The organism is Leucobacter chromiireducens subsp. chromiireducens, assembly GCF_016758255.1.
Taxonomy (GTDB): domain Bacteria; phylum Actinomycetota; class Actinomycetes; order Actinomycetales; family Microbacteriaceae; genus Leucobacter; species Leucobacter chromiireducens.
In genome coordinates this window covers 522322-539433 of record NZ_QYAD01000002.1, presented here as the reverse complement: position 1 = coordinate 539433, position 17112 = coordinate 522322, and the positions used below count along the sequence as shown (strand labels likewise).

13 protein-coding genes are annotated in these 17112 nt (G+C 68.2%); 8 read left to right on the top strand and 5 right to left on the bottom strand.

What is annotated here, in order from left to right:
- Window positions 1-100: 100 nt before the first annotated feature.
- From D3226_RS08455 to D3226_RS08445, 3 genes are all read left to right on the top strand, one after another.
- The gene (locus D3226_RS08455; RefSeq protein WP_202382077.1) at window positions 101-1327 is read left to right on the top strand and encodes an MFS transporter; all 1227 of its coding nucleotides are present in this window, start codon (window positions 101-103) and stop codon (window positions 1325-1327) included.
- Between the two features lie 38 nt (window positions 1328-1365).
- On the top strand, window positions 1366-2031 hold the full coding sequence (locus D3226_RS08450) for a DUF6226 family protein (RefSeq protein ID WP_202382076.1): 666 nt from the start codon (window positions 1366-1368) through the stop codon (window positions 2029-2031).
- A gap of 171 nt (window positions 2032-2202) precedes the next feature.
- Window positions 2203-3540 carry an aspartate aminotransferase family protein gene (locus D3226_RS08445; protein ID WP_337248940.1) on the top strand — a complete coding sequence of 446 codons (1338 nt, stop codon included), beginning with the start codon at window positions 2203-2205 and terminating at the stop codon, window positions 3538-3540.
- A gap of 56 nt (window positions 3541-3596) precedes the next feature.
- Here D3226_RS08445 and D3226_RS08440 read toward each other — a convergent pair whose 3' ends face one another.
- Window positions 3597-4649, bottom strand: a complete 1053-nt coding sequence (locus D3226_RS08440; protein ID WP_202382075.1) for a phosphotransferase — start codon at window positions 4647-4649, stop codon at window positions 3597-3599.
- A 131-nt stretch (window positions 4650-4780) separates the two neighbouring features.
- On the opposite strand from D3226_RS08440, the gene D3226_RS08435 reads away from it, so the two are divergent.
- Both D3226_RS08435 and D3226_RS08430 read left to right on the top strand, forming a co-directional pair.
- On the top strand, window positions 4781-5983 hold the full coding sequence (locus tag D3226_RS08435) for a PucR family transcriptional regulator (RefSeq protein WP_202382074.1): 1203 nt from the start codon (window positions 4781-4783) through the stop codon (window positions 5981-5983).
- Window positions 5984-6025: 42 nt separating this feature from the next.
- The gene (locus D3226_RS08430; protein WP_202382073.1) at window positions 6026-7024 is read left to right on the top strand and encodes a DUF4349 domain-containing protein; all 999 of its coding nucleotides are present in this window, start codon (window positions 6026-6028) and stop codon (window positions 7022-7024) included.
- Here D3226_RS08430 and D3226_RS08425 read toward each other — a convergent pair.
- Window positions 7019-8362, bottom strand: coding sequence for a flavin monoamine oxidase family protein (locus tag D3226_RS08425; protein ID WP_202382072.1), 1344 nt, complete (start codon window positions 8360-8362; stop codon window positions 7019-7021). The genes D3226_RS08430 and D3226_RS08425 overlap by 6 nt on opposite strands.
- A 95-nt stretch (window positions 8363-8457) precedes the next feature.
- On the bottom strand, window positions 8458-9978 hold the full coding sequence (locus D3226_RS08420; protein WP_202382071.1) for an APC family permease: 1521 nt from the start codon (window positions 9976-9978) through the stop codon (window positions 8458-8460).
- 376 nt (window positions 9979-10354) lie between these two features.
- Between D3226_RS08420 and D3226_RS08415 the strand changes: the two genes are divergently transcribed.
- On the top strand, window positions 10355-11713 hold the full coding sequence (locus D3226_RS08415) for an NAD-dependent succinate-semialdehyde dehydrogenase (RefSeq protein WP_202382070.1): 1359 nt from the start codon (window positions 10355-10357) through the stop codon (window positions 11711-11713).
- Between the two features lie 81 nt (window positions 11714-11794).
- Here the strand turns inward: D3226_RS08415 and D3226_RS08410 are convergent, their stop codons facing one another.
- Window positions 11795-13699: an FAD-dependent monooxygenase gene (locus tag D3226_RS08410; RefSeq protein ID WP_202382069.1), complete on the bottom strand. Its 1905-nt coding sequence runs from the start codon at window positions 13697-13699 to the stop codon at window positions 11795-11797.
- 141 nt (window positions 13700-13840) lie between these two features.
- Here D3226_RS08410 and D3226_RS08405 point away from each other — a divergent pair, with 141 nt between their 5' ends.
- Both D3226_RS08405 and D3226_RS08400 read left to right on the top strand, forming a co-directional pair.
- Window positions 13841-14560, top strand: a complete 720-nt coding sequence (locus tag D3226_RS08405; protein WP_202382068.1) for an IclR family transcriptional regulator — start codon at window positions 13841-13843, stop codon at window positions 14558-14560.
- A gap of 163 nt (window positions 14561-14723) precedes the next feature.
- Window positions 14724-16496 (top strand): thiamine pyrophosphate-binding protein, encoded by a 1773-nt coding sequence (locus D3226_RS08400; protein ID WP_202382067.1) that lies wholly within the window; start codon window positions 14724-14726, stop codon window positions 16494-16496.
- Window positions 16497-16564: 68 nt separating this feature from the next.
- On the opposite strand, the gene D3226_RS08395 is transcribed toward D3226_RS08400, so the two are convergent.
- The gene (locus D3226_RS08395; protein WP_202382066.1) at window positions 16565-17008 is read right to left on the bottom strand and encodes a hypothetical protein; all 444 of its coding nucleotides are present in this window, start codon (window positions 17006-17008) and stop codon (window positions 16565-16567) included.
- Window positions 17009-17112: the final 104 nt, after the last annotated feature.

The following is a 17112-nucleotide window of genomic DNA, read 5'->3' as shown; positions in this document are numbered from 1 at the left end:
GAATGCGGCGCGCCGACGCGCGCCAGTTCCACCAAATTTCGCGCCGAACTTCGGCGTTCCGCGATAGCACGCACGGCCGCCGCGGCCATATACTTTTCTGATGGGTATTTACGGGGAGCTGGGCAAGAACCCCGGCGTATTTCGGGTGTTGGTGTCGCAGCTGCTGGCCCGATTCCCGTTTGGGATGCTCTCGATCATCCTGCTGCTGCACATCCAGGTCTCGTACGGTGACTACACCTCGGCCGGCCTCGTCCTAGCGACGCAGAGCCTCGGCCAGGCCGTCTCCGGACCACTGAGCAGCCGCCTCATGGGCCGCCTCGGCATGCGCCCCGTGCTCTCGGTCACCTCGGTGATCTGCGCCGTGCTGCTCGTCACGATCGCGTTCGTGCACCTGCCGCTCTTCGTGGTCGCCGGCCTCGCGCTGCTCGTGGGTCTCACCACCCCGCCGATCACGCCCGCGGTGCGCACGATCTACCCGAAGCTCGTGCCGAGCAAGCAGCTCGCGGGCCTCTTCTCACTCGACGCCGCAGCGCAGGAGCTGATCTGGGTGCTCGGCCCGGTCGTCGCCGTGTTCGTCACCTCGCAGTTCGGCACCACCGCCGGCCTGTGTGTGGCGGCTGGCTTCATGGTGTTCGGTGGCGCATGGTTCATCCTCTCGAAGCCGGTCGCCCAGGTGAAGATCCCGCCGTCGAAGCGCGGCTTCGGCGCGGTACTCCGCTACCCCACCGTCATCATCTCGACCATCGTCGGTTTCTTCTTCGTCGCCTCGTTCGCCGCGATTGAGGCAGGCATTGTCGCCGCGTTCTCGAGCGGCGAAGGCGCCGGCCACGGGAGCATGGAGTCAGGCATCGTGCTCGCACTTTTCGCCGGCGGCTCGCTCGTGGGCGGCTTGCTCATGGGTCACCGCGAACTGCGCCCCACCTCGCTCCTGCTGCGCATCCTCGTGGTGCTGGCCGGCACCCTCGCCTGCCTCGTCAGCCTGAACATCTGGTGGCTCGGCGCTGTGCTCTTCCTGGGCGGCCTCGGCACCGCTCCCGCCTTCGCCGCGATTTCGAGCATCGTGAGCTCCACCGTGAAGTTCTCGGAGACTGCCGAGGCCTACGGCTGGGTCGGCACGGGCCAACTCGTCGGCGTGGCCACGGGCTCGGCGCTCGCCGGCATTGCGATCGACGTCGCGGGCGCGCACGGCGCGATCGTGGTGTCCTCGATCCTGCTCGGAATCTGCGCGATCGTCGCGGCCACCACGCTGCGTTGGCTGCCCGACCTTCGCGGTCGCGCAATCGAGTCGCCGCCGGAGACCGGTACCATCACCATCCCGTTGAACTAGCGTCCCTGCGGGGTCGCGCACCGAGGAGGCCGCAGACGATGGGGTACACACGACCCGAGATCCGGAGCCTGGAGTTTCGCGATGCTGCGGGCGCGGTGATCCCGTTTGGGGAGCGCTGGGCGGATCGCGACGACGGGCCGCCCGAGGACGCGTATTCGCGCGAGGAACACCCGGAGCGCTTCGCGCCGCTGCACACCATCGCCGAGGCGCTCATCGCGCATCTCCGCGACGCCTACGATGTGGCGGTTTGGGAGGGCACGGCCTCGTTCTCTGAGCTGCTCAACGCCCCCGGGATCGACGAGTCGACGCGTGCCGTGCGCATCACGCCGCGCGATCCGCACTGCGCGCCGATCACGCTGACCTTCACGGACCTCCCCGGCGTCATGCTCACTTCCGGCTACTACTCGGACACCGCGTTTCCCTCATGCGGCTGCAGCGCCTGCGATGAAACCTGGGAAGAGGAGGGTGCGCGGCTCGAGGACCACGTGCTCGCGATCGTTGCGGGCGGGTTCACGGAGCGGGCATGGCCGTCCCCTTGGCGGGAACTTCGTGCGCCCGACGGGAGCTGGGCGGAGAGCGGCTCCGTTCAGGAGGGCACGGTGCCCGCGGAGCGCCTCGCCACGGCCGAAGCGCGGCTCGCGGAGCTGCGGCGCGCGCACCCTGCGGGAAACTGGCAACCCTGGCCGGTTCGCGTACGCCCCTAATCTCACGAACGGCATGCAGCTTGGGATCCGGAGGCGCGATGCCCGCCCCGGGCCGACCCGCTGCACCGGCCTGACCCGCAGATCAGGCACCGTGCACCGAGAACGGGGCTGGATCCGCGCGGCTGCGCCACACTGGAGTGACCGACGTCACAGCGATCAGTGGAGGGGTGCGTGTCCGCAGACAACACCATGCACATGGCCAACAGCTTCGATCCGCGGGGAGCCAGCGCGCTTGACGTGGCTGACCGAGAGCTTCTCGCGCGGCGCACGCGTGTGCTGGGCGCGCCGTACCGCTTGTTCTACGAGCGCCCCGTGCACGCGGTGCGCGGGAATGGGGTGCTGCTCTACGACGCGGCGGGCCTGGACTACCTCGATGCGTACAACAATGTGCCCGTCGTGGGGCACTCGAATCCGCAGGTGCGGGAGCGGGTCTCGGCACAGCTCGACGTGTTGAACACCCACACCCGATACCTCACTGATGCGGTGGTCGACTACGCGGAGCGCCTCACCGGGCTGTTCGACATTGCCGATGCGCAGGCGGTGTTCGTGTGCACCGGGAGCGAGGCGGTGGATCTCGCGTTGCGCATGGCGCGGCACGTGACCGGGAGGCGCGGAGTCATTGCGACGGCGCATGCCTACCACGGCACCACGGAGGCAGCCGCGGCGATTTCGCCGAGCCTCGGCCCGAACAACCCGATCCCCGGCGAGGTCGAACTTGTCGCCGCACCCGATCTCGCGCGTGAAGACCCTGCGAGCGCGGCGGCCGCGTTTGCCGCTCGAGTCACCGAGGCAATCACCGCGCTGCGCGCGCGGGGGCACGAGCCCGCGGCGTTGATCGTGGACTCCGTCATGTCGAGCGATGGGCTGCAGGGCACCGCCGCTCGGGTGCTCGAACCCGCGGCCGCCGTAGCCGGGGCGGCCGGCGCCCTATACATCGCCGATGAGGTGCAAGCTGGTTTTGGGCGCACGGGTGCGTGGTGGGGCTACCCGCATCAGGGGGTGCGCCCCGACCTCGTGGTGCTCGGCAAACCGATGGGCAACGGGATCCCGATCGCGGGCGTGATTGGGCGACCTGACGTGTTCGAGGTGTTCGGCCGCGACGTGCGCTACTTCAATACCTTCGGCGGGAACCCCGTCAGTATCGCCGCGGCGGGCGCCGTGCTCGACGAGCTCGAGAATCGGCGGCTCCTCGCGAGCGCGAGCACGGTGGGCGATCTTCTGCTCCGCGAGTGCACTGCGCTCGCGGGCACACATGGCGGAGTTTCCGCGGTGCGCGGGTCGGGCCTCTTCCTCGCACTCGAGATCACTGATCCGGCGACGGGGGCTGCCGACGCGGCCCGTGCCGCCGCGATCGTCAATCACATGCGCGAGAACCGCGTACTGATTTCCGCATCCGGGGTCTCAGCGAACGTGCTCAAGGTGCGGCCGCCGCTCGTGTTCGCGGAGTCCGACGCCCCTCGCCTGCTCGACGCGCTCGACGCCGCGCTGGCTGCGCCCCTCGCAGGGTAGCTTCTCCGCCAGAGGGCAGGCTCTCGCGCGATAAACCCTGCCCCGCTGCGGCGAATCTACCCCGCGGGGGTGGCAGGCGCGGCGACGCGCTCTGCCATCCGCGGCGCGGACTCCTCGAGCAGACGCTCGAGCGCGGGCCAGGTTGCGGCCATCCGCGCACGCGCGTACGACGCGTTCTCCCCCACACTCCGCTCGGTCCACGTGCTCGCGTTCACGGCCAACCGGGCGACCGCGAGCGGAAACACCACGTCGAGCTCCGCCTCCGTGAGCGCCGCCCGCTCCAGATAGCCGCCCACCACGTCGCAGAACGCTGCGGCCGGGTCGTCTTGCCGGAGCGTGGCGTACGCGGCAGCGACCGCGAGCTCGGCGACGCGCAGGGTGAACACCGCGTCGTTGAAGTCGACCACCCCGGTAATCCGCAGCGCGTCATCAGCGCCGCGCTCACCCAGCAGATTGAAGTCGTGCAGGTCCTGGTGCACGGTCGTACGCGGCAGGGCGGGGAGCACGTGCGCGATCGCGTCGAAGCCCGCAAGCGCACGCTCGATCAGCGCACGCTGCACGGGATCAGTCACCGCGGGGACCGTCGCGCGAATCGCGTCGCCCGCACGCTCAATGAGCCAATGGTGGCCCGGCGACCCGGCTGCGCGGTCGTTCAGCACCGCGAGGCGGTCCACCACCTCGGCGGCAAGGCTCCCCAACTGTCGGCGATACGCGGTGCCCGTCGCCCCGAACTCGGAGACGTCACGACCGCCGATCCACGTGGTCACACGAATGAGCCCAGCCCACGCGCCGCCCAGGGTCACGTGCACACCGGGCTCTCCCGAACGAGCAGGAAGGAGGCGTGGGCTTGCCACCGAGAGCGGGCGCTGCTCGAGCGCGCGCAGTACGGCGTCTTGCCACTCGATCGCCGACCGATCGAGTGGGGCGGGCGACGCTCGCAGAAAACGATGCGCCCCGGTGTGATCGGTCACCCGGTAGTTCAGATCGAGTTCCCCGCCGAGCTGCGTGAAGCGCGCCCCGCGCAGCCCATAGTGCACCTCCAGCACACTAGCGAGCTCCGCCAGCTGGGCTTCGTTCAGGCCTGCAGGGTGGTCAGGGGTGTGTGCCATCGCGGCTCCTTTGCGTGCGTCGCTCACAACTTCGCGTTCGACGCACTATCGCGTCATCACCCATCTGACCATGCTCTGACGCACAGGACCAGATCCCCGCAGCCCCGACATCGTGCCCTAAAGTGTGCAGCATGCACTCACCGTCGCGTCACCCGCAGGTCTCTGCCACCGCGCGCCGCTTGCTCGCGGACGAACTCGAGCATCTCGTCGCTGTCTCTACCGAACGGCTCATCGAGGTTGAGCCTTCGTACCGCTCGCTCGGCGGCGAGACGCTCGCAGAGCAGATGCGCAAGAACCTCTCACTCACCCTCGCACGCATCGCCGGCGATCCCCCGGCGCCCGAGTTTGCCCACGCGGCCGCCGAAACCGGTGAGATTCGCGCCGCGCAGCAGGTGGACTTGCTCGCGGTGTCGCGCTCATTTCGGATCGACCTGCAGCTGCTTTGGGAAGCATTCCTCGATGATGCGCGCCGCGCCGGCCTCGAAACCAACGCCGACTATCTCGCGGGCCTCTTGCAAGTGTGGGAGGCAGTCGAGGCGAACATCAACGAGATGACGGAGGCGTACCGCCGCACAGCCGAGCGCCTCCGGCAGCAGCACACCGAGATTCGAACGGCAGCTTTCCAGCGCCTCCTCGACCTGGGCGAGAGCCGAAATCCCGCCGGCGTCGCCAAGCAGCTCACCACACTCGCTTTCGATCCCCGCCGCCCCTTTCTCGTGCTCGTGTCCGATCTTCGCGAGGGCGACTACTCGGCGATCTCGGTGGTGCAGACCCGACTCTCGCGCCACGGTGCGCGAAGCTACTTCGGGTGGCAGCAGCAGTCGCTCGTTGGGCTCATCCAAGTTCCGGCTCGCGACGCGGCCCACCGGGCCGACGACCTTGCGCCGCTCATCGCGGAGCTCGGCGAACACCGCACCGCGCTCGCGGAGGTCCCTACACCGGGAGCGGTCGGACGCGCACTCCACGGCGCGCGGCAGCTGGTCACCACTGCGACGAGCCCCGGGGTGCGCCAGCTCCGCAACCACTGGCTCGAGGCCGTGACCTCCGCCGAACCCGAGATCACCGGAGCGCTCGCCGAGCAGGTGTTCGCAGGATTCGCCGAGCTCAGCGACCACGTGCGCGAGGAGTTAACTCGAGTCATCACCGCGTTCCTCAGCACGAACGGAACGATCACCGAGGTGAGTCAGGCCGCGTTTCGCCACCGCAACACGGTCCGCGCCCGCCTTGCCCAGATCGAGAACCTCACCGGGCTCTCACTCGCGCACCCGAGCGACATCGCACTTCTCGCGCTCGCGTTCAGCGCGTGGCGACGGGACAGCACAGTTCACAGCTGACTAGCGGCGTGAGCCTCCAGCGCCCGCACTAGGGTAATCACCATGATGCGCCGACGCTCCCTCGCCCTGCTCGCCGCGGCCGGGCTCCTGCTCGCTCCGCTCAGCGCCTGCGCGGCGCTGCCCGGTGGCGCCCATGAGTCCGGTGGTTCGAGCAATGCCGCGGCCAGCCCTGACGTGCAGTCGCTGCCGGCTGAGCCGTTTGATCTGGGCGGCGCGGCGATCGGCGGGGACGGGTCCGTCTCCCGCGCCGAGGCGGCTCCGGGCGACTCCCGCTCGATCACGCGCAGTGCTGACTTGTCGCTCCACGTGAGCGATGTCTCCGGCGCTGCCGATCGCGTCACGTCGATCGCGGAGGCCGCGGGTGGCACGGTCGAGTCGCGTTCAGACAACGCTGCGCTCGGCGCAACTCCGGCGGGCAGCTCGCTCACAGTCCGCGTGCCGTCAGAGCGGCTCGACGCGACGCTTGACGAGCTCAGCGCGCTGGGCGAGGTGACCACGCGCACGGTGACCGCGACCGACGTCACCACCGAGCACGTCGACCTCACCGCACGCGTCGCCGCCCTGCAGCAATCGATTGACCGCCTCACCAAGTTGATGGCCGAGGCCGACACCACGAGCGAGCTCCTCGAAGCCGAGTCCGCGCTTGCCGCACGCCAGCAGGAGCTTGACGGTCTGAGTGCTCAGCTCAAGTGGCTCGACTCACAGGTTGATCAGGCGACGATCTGGGTCTCGCTCACGAGCCCCTCCGCGCTCCCCGGCGGGCCGACGAGTTTCTGGGACGGCGTGCTCGCCGGGCTCCGCTCGATCGGCGCGGCGGCCTCCGGGGGGCTCGTGGTGCTCGGGATCCTGCTCCCGTGGGCAGCGATCGGCGGCATCATCACCGCGGCGGTACTGCTCATCGTCCGTGCGGTGCGCCGACGCGGACGCCGAGCACACATCGAGGCCCCGGCGGCACCCGGCGTGCCTCACGAGACGGGAACCCCCGTCGCGACGGGCGACGCGTCCACCCCCGCCGCGCCCCGGGACGAGCGGGCGCTATAGGGCAGCGCTGAGCTCTGCGATCGGGATCACGGAGCCGAGAATCCGCTCGGCGGCGCGGTGACCCGACATGAGGGCAGCGGTCACGGTCGCGGGGTCTTCCTCCCACGTGGTCTCCCCCGCGATGTGCAGCACACCACCGATTGGTTCGGCGAGCCGGACATGGTCGGCTGGCTCGGATCCCACCGTCATGTAGGCGTATGAACCGTGTGAGAACGGGTCGTCCTGCCAGTGGGTGATGTGTGCGTGCGCGGGGGCCGGCACATCGGGGCCGTAGATCTCACGCAGGGCACCGAGCACGGACTCGACCACGCGGGCATCGTCCCACTCACGGATCGCCCGCGCGCACGGCCCGGCCGCGAAAGTGAGCAGCGTGGGCTCACCGCTCAGCGCAGTGACGTCGTACCAAGAGTGCCACCAGGTGCCTGCCTCGCCCTGTCGACGGATCGCATACACGCCCTCGTCCCAGAACTTCGCGGGGAACCGGAGAAACACCTTCTCGAAGGCGTTCATCGTGAGCCCCGCGAGCGCGGCGGCATTCGTCTCGGGCAGGGGCGGGGTGATCTCAATTTCCCCGGCCTTGAGCACCCCGACGGGCACGGTCAGCACCGCGTGCGCTGCGGTGAAGCGTTCCCCGCCCGCGGTCACGGTAACGCCGTCTGCACTCCAGTCGATCCCCGTCACAACGGTGTCGAGTCGCACATCGAGCCCGTTCGCGAGCCCTGAGGCGAGCCGATCGTAGCCCTCCGGGAACACCACTTCGTCGCCGTCGACGGCATCGTCGTCGAGTCCGTGCGCGTCGAGATCCGCGATCCACGCACCGTACTGCTCTTCGGTGCGGTGCTGCAGGTACTCGCGTACCCGTTCGCCCCGCTCAGCCTCCCAACCGAGCTCTGCGAGGGTCTCCGCAACGACATCCGCGTACGAGGCGCCCGAGGCGCTGCGCGCCACCGTTGCAACGAGCCGCTCATCGAACGCGGAAACATCGGCGATAAAGGCGTTCGCAGCGTCGTCGCTCAGGCGCTCGCCCGCCGGCCCGTAGTACGCAACCGGCCGACCGCCGGCCTGGAAGCTCCCCATTGTGAACTCAATGTCGGGCATGCCGAACGCCTGCGTAACCGCGTGCACCGCACTGTCATCGATGCCGTGAATCCACGAGGCGCCAAGGTCGGTGACCCGTCCGTCGGCGCGCTCGGTGTGCAGACGGCCGCCCACGCGGTCGCGTGCCTCCAGCACCACGACGCGCTGCCCCGCGCGGGTGAGCAGGCGCGCGGCCGCGAGGCCCGACACCCCCGCTCCCACAACAATCGTGTCGAATCGGTTCGGGGTGATGGCTGACATGGTGCCCTCCTGCGGGTGGAACGGAGCGGGGTGAGGATTCGATCGGGATCCCGGATCCCGATCGAAAGACGCGGGATCCGGGGTGCGTCGCCGGCCTACTCGTCGGGAACGAGCACCTCGGTGTCGCGGTTCAGGCTCTCGCCGCGGAAGAACGGTTTCGAGTCGGGGCGGAGCCACCAGATCGCCATGAACACAAACCCGATGAGGATCGCGCCAACGCCGATCACGAACGCGCCGCCCACACCGAGGAGCACGGTCTCGCCGTAGTCCTTCGCCCACATGTCGATTGCCGACTGCACGAAGGCGTAGCCCAGCATGAGGCCGCCGAGCGCGGGCAGGATGCCGCGCATCCACAGGTTGCGTGCGCTGTCGCGCAGGGTGTCGCGGAAGTACCAGACGCAGGCGAACGAAGTGATTGCGTAGTAGAGCGCCACGGCGAGGCCCATCGAGGTGAGCGAGTCGGCGAGCATGTCCTCGGACAGGAGTGACATTCCGACGTAGTAGATGATCGCGGCGATGCCCATCACCGTGGTCGAGAACCACGGGGTCTTGAACTTGGGGTGCAGTTCGGCGAACTTCGCGGGGAGCGCGCGGTACACGGCCATCGAGAGGGTGCCGCGCGCCGTCGGCAGAATCGTGGTCTGGGTCGACGACGCGGCCGAGAGCAGCACGCCGAGGATCAGGAACCAGCCCCACGGGCCAAACAGCGCGTTGCCGAGCACTGTGAACACGTCATCGAGGTTCTCGGCGTTCGTGAGGCCGAAGCCGGTGTCGCCAAAGCCGGCGAACATCATCACCGCGACCGAGACTCCGACGTAGAGGATGATCAGCACGACGATGCTCGAGAGCGCCGCGCGGCCCGGGGTCTTGCGCGGGTTCTTCGTCTCCTCGTTGAGGGCGAGGCAGGTGTCCCAGCCCCAGTAGATGAAGAGCGCGAGGAGCACGGCCTGCATGAAGCCCGACCACGAGGCGAGCTCAGCGGGGTTGAACCAGTTCCAGTCAAAGGAGACCGAGCCGGGGTTCGTGCCGGCGCCCGCGTGCATGAGCGCGAGCACGCCAAAGAGCACCATCGCGACGATCTGGATGCCGACGAGCACCATCTGCAGGCGCTCACCGATCTGCACACCGATCGTGCTCACGAAGGTCATGAGCGCCATGAAGACGACGGACGTCGCGATGACGATGCCCCGGTTGGCGGCGAATTCCTCGTTCCCGAGCAGCAGCCAGAAGTACTGGCCCGTGATCTCTCCGACGTTCGCGAGCACCATGATCGAGGCGACGGCCACAGCCCAGCCGCCAATCCAGCCGACCACCGGCCCGAACGCTTTGGTCCCCCACACAAAGGTGGTGCCGCAGTCTGGAATCTCGCGGTTCAGCTCCTGGTAGGCGAACGCGGCGAAGACCATCGGGATACACGCGACGATGAACACGAGCGGGGCCTGCGCCCCGACCGCGACAATCACGTAGCCGAGCGTGGCCGCGAGCGAGTAGAGCGGCGCGGTCGACGCGAGCCCGATCATGGTCGACCCGACAACGCCGAGCGCGCCCTCGTTGAGCCCTTTACCGACGTGGATGTGACCGGTCTCGGTCGCATTGTCCAAGGTGTGCTTCGTCATTGCAGTACTTCTCTCGATTCTGGCGGCGTCGCCAGGCGCTTCATTACGTCACGTGCAGAACTCAATGCCACTGTCATGCACACTGACATTCTGCACCATCCTCGGCACCTTGTGCGCCACTCCGGGACTCAGCGCTCGCCCAGGGGCTGCCCAGCTTGCGTCCGGGCACGCGGGAAGACTCCCCCGTTCTGCGGGTGGAGCACCGCAATTGCAACGAATTCCGCGGCGAAACGCCCCATACGGTATCGGAATCAGCAGCAGAGACACACTGGATCCACGCGAACTCGGTGCGCGCCGCGCTAGTGCGGGGCATCGCGGTGTGGGACACTAAGAGTTGTCACTATCCCCGACGAAGTCACTAAGGAGTGAGTCATTTATGGGCACGTTCGCCGTAATTAACCCGGCTACGGGCGAAACCATCGCCGAGTACCCCGACGCGACCACGGAGGAGATCGAGGCCTCGCTGGCCGCGGCCCAGCAGGCGTACACGGAGTGGGCTCGCAAGACCACCGTCGCCGAGCGCGCCGCACTCGCCAAGCGCGCCGCAGAACTCTTCGACGAGCGCAAGGATGAGCTCGGCGCGATCATCAACCGCGAGATGGGCAAGCCCCTCGAGCAGTCGGTCGGCGAGGCAGAGTTCTCGGGCGCCATCACGGCAGCGTTCGCGGACAACGCCGAGAAGTGGCTCGCAGACGAGGAGCTCGAGGTCGAGGACGGCCTCAAGACCTTCTTCCGCTTCCAGGGCACCGGCGTGATCCTCGGCATCATGCCGTGGAACTACCCCTACTACCAGGTTGCGCGCTTCGCAGTGCCGAACCTGATCCTCGGCAACACCATCGTCCTGAAGCACGCCGCACAGTGCCCCGAGTCGGCACTCGCGCTCGAGCAGCTGTTCCTCGACGCAGGCTTCCCGAAGGGCGCGTACGTCAACATCTTCGCGACGCACGACCAGATCTCGGACATCATTGCTGACGATCGCGTCCAGGGCGTTTCGCTCACGGGCTCGGAGCGCGCAGGCGCCATCGTTGCTGAGCAGGCCGGCCGCGCACTGAAGAAGTGCGTGCTCGAGCTGGGTGGCTCGGACGTCTTCCTCGTGCTCGACACCGACGATCTCGACCACGCGGTCGAGCACGCAGTTGGCGGCCGCATGGAGAACACCGGCCAGGCGTGCAACGGCTCGAAGCGCATTGTCGTCATGGACAAGTACTTCGACGAGTTCAGCGAGAAGTTCAAGGCTGCGATCGCTGGCCAGTCGTACGAGGCTGGCGACTTCGGTCCCATGTCTTCGGCTGCTGCCACCAAGACGCTCACCGCTCAGGTGCAGGGTGCGCTCGACCAGGGCGCCGAGGTGCTCGTGGGCGACAACTCGCCCGAGGGGAACCTCTACACCCCGTCGGTGATCACGAACATCACCCCCGCGATGGACGTGTACAGCCAGGAGCTCTTCGGCCCCGTCGCGCAGCTCTACAAGGTGTCGAGCGACGCCGAGGCAATCGAGCTCGCAAACTCCTCGCCCTACGGCCTGGGTTCCGTCGTGATCTGCGACGACCTGGATCGTGCGGAGCAGGTCGGTAACCAGCTCGACGTGGGCATGGTCTTCATCGGTGGCGCTGGCCTCGAGGGCGCTGACGTGCCCTTCGGTGGCGTCAAGAAGTCCGGCTACGGCCGTGAGCTCGGCAAGGTCGGCATGCTCGAGTTCGCAAACAAGAAGCTCTTCCGCTTCGCCGCGAAGTAAGCCGCACGCGGGGTACACCCCGCGCAGCTAAAGGGGGCCCGGATCTTTCGATCCGGGCCCCCTTTTGAGTTCCGACGCCGCCTAGCGCGCCAGGAAGATCGGCTCGAAGAACGCGGCCACCGCGGCCGGGTCACTGAGCGGCAGCACCGCGGACACGTAGTGGTCGGGGCGAACGATCACCACGGCGCCGTCGCGGCTGATCCCACGCAGATCGAAAATGTCCTCGCCCGGCTTTGCCGCGTAGATCTTTTCGTAGTCGACCAGCTGGAACGGGCCCACGAGCGGCAGGAACAGCTTCGACACCTGCGAGATGTCCACCCCGTGGTGCTCCTGCTGGAACACGGCCTTCACGTCAAACAGCGCATCGATGTCGGCGCCGAGCGGGGTGAAGCGCTGCAGCGGCGAGGCGGTGTTCGAGAGCATCCAGTTCGCCCAGCTCTCCAGCTGCGTGCCCGCGGCGTCCGCGAATGCGTACACGCGGAAGCGCCCATCCGCACGATGGTGGTGGCCCAGGTGCACATCGACGGCGTCCGAGACACGGGTCGTCCGCACCGACTTGAAGCGCTTGCCAATCGGGAACCCGGCCGCAAGCTCCTGATACTCGTTGTCCCCCGTGAGCAGCGACTCCGTGTACTCGGTCATGAAGCCCGCAGGGAACTCGGCGGTCTGCACGTAGAACTCCTCGAGCTCCTTCGGCGACGCGAACTCCTCCGGCTTCTTCGCCATGAGCGTCGACCACTCCTTGTCGAAGTCGATGAGGTTCTTCGCGGTGACACGGCGCTCTTCGGAGTAGGTCTGCAGCAGCGAGTCAGGGCTCAGGCCCTCGAGCACGTAGCCGAGCTTCCAGCCGAGATTCCAGCCGTCCTGCATCGAGACGTTCATGCCCTGGCCAGCCTTTGCACTGTGCGTGTGGCAGGCGTCGCCCATCAGGAACACGCGCTGCTTCCCATCGGGTGCGGTCTCCGCGTCGTCGAAGCGATCGGTCAAACGGTGCGCCACCTCGTAGACGCTGTGCCAGGGCACGTTTCGTACGTCGAGCGTGTACGGGCTCAGGATCGCGTTTGCCTGCGCGATCACCGCCTCGAGCGGGGTGTCGCGCACCTTGCCGCCATCGTTCTCATCCGTCTCGCCCAGATCGACGTAGATGCGCGCGAGGTGGTTGCCCTCACGCGGGATGTGCAGGATCGACCCCGCCTCCGAATGAATAATGCACTTCTTGCGGAAGTCGGGGAAGTCCGTGACGGCGAGCACGTCCATGACGCCCCAGGCGTGGAGCGATGTGGAGCCCTGCAGTGAGCCACCGATTGAGCGGCGCACCTGCGAGCGAGCACCATCGGCGCCGATCACATACTTCGCGTGCACCACGCGGGTGGGGCCGACGCTGGCATTGTCCGCGGTGGCCGCGTTGATGCCCGCACCGCTCTGGCCGGTGACCTCGCGCAGCGTGACCGCGACGGGGTACTCCCCCTCACCCACCTCGAGGTCGACGAACTCCCAGCCGTAGTCGATGTCGCCCCGGGCGGGTGCGCGACGCGCGTACTCTGCGAAGTAGTCAATGACGCGCGCCTGGTTGACGATCAGGTGCGGGAACTCGCTGATGCCGTTCGGGTCGTCGTCAGTGTGGCCCGTGCGCGTGATGTGGCTCGGATCCTCGGGATCCGCCGACCAGAACGCCGTTTCGGTGATCTGGTACGCCTCGTCGATGATCGCGTTGGCAAAACCGAAGGCCTGAAAGGTCTCAACGCTGCGGGCCTGAATGCCGTCGGCTTGGCCGAGCACCAGACGGCCGTCGCGACGCTCAACGACGCGCGTCACAACGTTCGGGAACTGCGCGAGCTGCGCGGCGGCGACGATGCCAGCCGGGCCCGAGCCCACGATGAGCACATCGATTTCATCCGGCAGCTCACTCGGCCGGTCGAGACCAATACCCGCTGCCGGCTGAACCCGAGGGTCCGTGGAGACATATCCGTGGTGGTGGAACTGCACTGTTTCTCCTCACTCTGCCGCGCTTCCGCCCGGCGGTGTTCACCATTTGAACACGAAGTTTGAATATCGCACATCTAGGATAAACCGCGGCGCGCGAACACACAACATCCCGCGCCTCAAGTATCAGGCCACAATGGAGGCATGACGACCCCCCGAGAGACCGGCGCACCAACCGCCGGCTCCCAGACCCTTTCGCGCGGCCTGCGCGCACTCGAGATCCTCGCCGATGCGGACTCGCCGATGTCCATCACCGAACTCGCCGAGGGCCTCGGCGTGCACCGCTCGAACGCGTACCGAATCTTGCGCACGCTCGAGCAGCACCGTTTCGTCGTGCGCGATGCCGCTGGCCGGATCCGCCTCGGCCCGAAACTCACGGTCCTGGCACGCGGCGTCGCGCCGATGCTCCACACCGCAGCAACGCCCACCGTGTCCGAGCTCGCATACGCACTCGGGATGACGGTGTTCGTCACGGTGCTCGACGCCGACGAGGTCGTGACCCTCGTCTCGGTGGAGCCATCGAACGTGTCGGCAACGATCGCCCGCAACCCCGGCGTGCGACACCCGGTCGATCGCGGCGCCCCCGGCCACGCGATCGAGGCGATCCTCACCCCCGCCGAGCGCACCGCCGCATTCGGAAGCCCCGACCCCAGCGAGGCCGCGCTCGACGCGCGCCGTGAAGGGTTCGCGATCAGCCGCAACGAGGTGATCGACGGCGTCACGGCCATCGCGGTACCGCTGCGCATCGAGGGCGAACCGCCCGCCGCGCTCGCCGTGGTCCACTTCAACCTGCCCGAGTCCGTCGACGAGGTGGTGACCGCGCTCAAGGACGCGGCCGACCGCATCACGCAGAACTACCGTTAACCGCCCGGCAACCCACTAGGATAAATCTGTCCAGCTCGGTCGAGACTCTCAGACCCGGCCGGCTAAGGCGCGCGAAAAAGGGGCGCTGCTGCAGAGCATCGATGCTCTCGCGAGACATACACGGTTCCCACCCATTCAATTCTCTTCATTGAAGGATGCTGTGATGTCTACTCCGTCCACGCTCACGCGTACTCTCGCTGCCGCCCTGGCCCGCCATGCTGATCGCAGCTTCGGCCTCATGGGCAACGGCAACGCCCACCTCATCGAAAGCCTCGCCGACGTTGGCGTGCCCTACACCGCGGTGCGCCACGAGGCCGGCACGGTCGCCGCCGCGGACGCCTACTCTCGCGTGAGCGGCAAGCTCGCGATTGCCACGACCACGTACGGCGCGGGGTTCACAAACACGCTCACCGCGCTCGCCGAGGCCGCGCAGGCCCGTATTCCGATGCTCGTCGTCGTGGGCGACGCCCCGAGCTCGGGCCCGCGCCCCTGGGACGTAGACCAGGAGATGCTCGCTGCCGCGCTGGGCGTGCGCACGCACATGCTCACGGTGACGAACATCGAGCGCACGGTCGACCGCGCGGTCTCGTACGCGATGCGTTTCCGGCGCCCCGTGGTGCTCGGCATCCCGTACGACCTCGTCACTGCCCCTGTTGCCGCACCTGAGACCGGGATCGACATGAGCGACCCTGCGGTTCTCGCAGCACTCTCCGCGTCCGTCGCCAACGCTCCCGCCCCCGCACCGAGCTACGCGGCCCCCGAGGGCGAGCCCATCGCGGCCCTCGCCGGGCACCAGCTTGAGGCCGCAGCCCGTGCGCTGCTCGAGGCCGAGCGCCCGCTCGTGCTCGCGGGCCGTGGCGCCCACGTCTCCGGCGCCGCGGCAGAGCTGGGCCGCATTGCGGACGCACTCGGAGCGCTTACCTCGACGACCGCCCTCTCGCGTGGGATCTTCCCCGCCGCCGAATTCGACCTCGGGGTCACGGGCGGCTTCGGCCAGATCCCCGCAATGGAGGTCATCGCACAGGCCGACGTGGTGCTTGTTGTCGGCGCGGCGCTCAACCAGTTCACCATGCGCTTCGGCGACCTCTTTGGCGCCGGCACGACGGTGATTCGCATCGACGCCGAGCAGGTAGCCGCACCGAAGACGAACCACCCCATCACGCACCTTCTGCTGCAGGGCGACGCGAAGGCCACCCTCACGACCCTGCTCGGCGCGCTCGAGGACGCGGGCGCCCGAACGGGCGGCTGGCGAGACCGCGTCGCGGGTCTTGAGCCGGGCGGCGTGCTCCGTGTGCGCAGCACGGGGCTCGAGGAGCACCCGGACGGGGTGTGCGCAGACGGGCGTCTCGACCCGCGCGCGGTTGCCTCGCGGATCGGCGAGCTGCTGCCCGCGAACCGACACGTCACGACCGACGGCGGGCACTTCCTCGGCTGGGCAAACATGTACTGGCCGGTGGCCTCGCCGGAGCGCATGATCATGGTGGGCACGGCCTACCAGACGATCGGGCTGGGTTTCTCGACCGTTGCAGGCGTCGCTGCCGCGGCTCCGGAGAGCACCACGGTGCTCAGCACCGGCGACGGCGGCGGCCTCATGGCACTGGCCGACCTCGAGACCGCAATCCGCACGGCGCAGAGCGGCGTGATCGTGGTGTGGAACGACGGCGCGTACGGCGCAGAGGTGCACCTGTACGGCCTCATGGGGCTCGATGAGGCGCCGATGCTCATCCCCGATGTCGACTTTGCCGCGCTCGGCTCGGCGCTCGGTGCGCAGGGCGTGCGCGTGGAGTCGCTCGCCGACCTCGACGCGCTCGCGGACTGGACTGCAGCGGGCGCGAGCGGCACGATCCTGCTCGACTGCCGCGTCTCACGCAGCGTGGTCGCAGAGTACCAGCGCGAGATTCAGCGGGTCAACGGGCTCGAGGTGCCCGAGCACTAGGCCGTGGGTGGGCGGCCGGACCCCGGCCGCCCACACGACACTCGGTTGTGCCAGTCGTGCGGGATCACCTAGCGCTCAGTGTTCCAGAGCACGTGCGAGCCGTCTGCCTGGGTCGCCTGCCACACGGCGCCGCACTGCTGCACCTCGGTAATCCCCACATCTTGCAGCAGCAGCATCGAGGCGATGGATCCCGGGGAGGAATCTGCCGCTGAGCAGCCCTCGCTCAACGCGGCGCCGGTCCATGACGCGGCCAGTTCGTCGCCATCCTGAATGAGTCGCACGCGCTCCGCGGCGGCGGGGAAGTCTGCGGGCAGCACCCCGTCGGCGATAAGCCTCTCAAGTTCGGCGGTCGTGGGGGCGGTGTCGCTCGGCCCAGCGGTCGAGGTTTCGCCGCCGTCTCCCCCAGAGTTCGTGTCCTCGCCCGCTGGGCTGCCGCTTGCGCAGCCCGCGAGGAGGAGTACGGCAGCGGCGGCGGCAGTTGCGCCGATCACGCCAGCGCGACGGGTGGTCATGCGTCCTCGAGCCATCTCGGGTCCTCTCATGCGGTGGATCCGATGCTAGCGAGATTGCCTGTGCGCGGCCACTGCACTTTCCGGCAGTGCGCTGGGAGGCCAGG

Bases quoted from the DNA above. Each gene is read 5' to 3' on its own strand.
- D3226_RS08405 (WP_202382068.1), top strand. From the start codon at position 13,841: ATGACGACCCCCCGAGAGACCGGCGCACCAACCGCCGGCTCCCAGACC.
- D3226_RS08450 (WP_202382076.1), top strand. From the start codon at position 1,366: ATGGGGTACACACGACCCGAGATCCGGAGCCTGGAGTTTCGCGATGCT.
- D3226_RS08395 (WP_202382066.1), bottom strand. From the start codon at position 17,008: ATGACCACCCGTCGCGCTGGCGTGATCGGCGCAACTGCCGCCGCCGCT.
- D3226_RS08400 (WP_202382067.1), top strand. From the start codon at position 14,724: ATGTCTACTCCGTCCACGCTCACGCGTACTCTCGCTGCCGCCCTGGCC.
- D3226_RS08420 (WP_202382071.1), bottom strand. From the start codon at position 9,978: ATGACGAAGCACACCTTGGACAATGCGACCGAGACCGGTCACATCCAC.
- D3226_RS08435 (WP_202382074.1), top strand. From the start codon at position 4,781: ATGCACTCACCGTCGCGTCACCCGCAGGTCTCTGCCACCGCGCGCCGC.
- D3226_RS08440 (WP_202382075.1), bottom strand. From the start codon at position 4,649: ATGGCACACACCCCTGACCACCCTGCAGGCCTGAACGAAGCCCAGCTG.
- D3226_RS08425 (WP_202382072.1), bottom strand. From the start codon at position 8,362: ATGTCAGCCATCACCCCGAACCGATTCGACACGATTGTTGTGGGAGCG.
- D3226_RS08415 (WP_202382070.1), top strand. From the start codon at position 10,355: ATGGGCACGTTCGCCGTAATTAACCCGGCTACGGGCGAAACCATCGCC.
- D3226_RS08455 (WP_202382077.1), top strand. From the start codon at position 101: ATGGGTATTTACGGGGAGCTGGGCAAGAACCCCGGCGTATTTCGGGTG.
- D3226_RS08430 (WP_202382073.1), top strand. From the start codon at position 6,026: ATGATGCGCCGACGCTCCCTCGCCCTGCTCGCCGCGGCCGGGCTCCTG.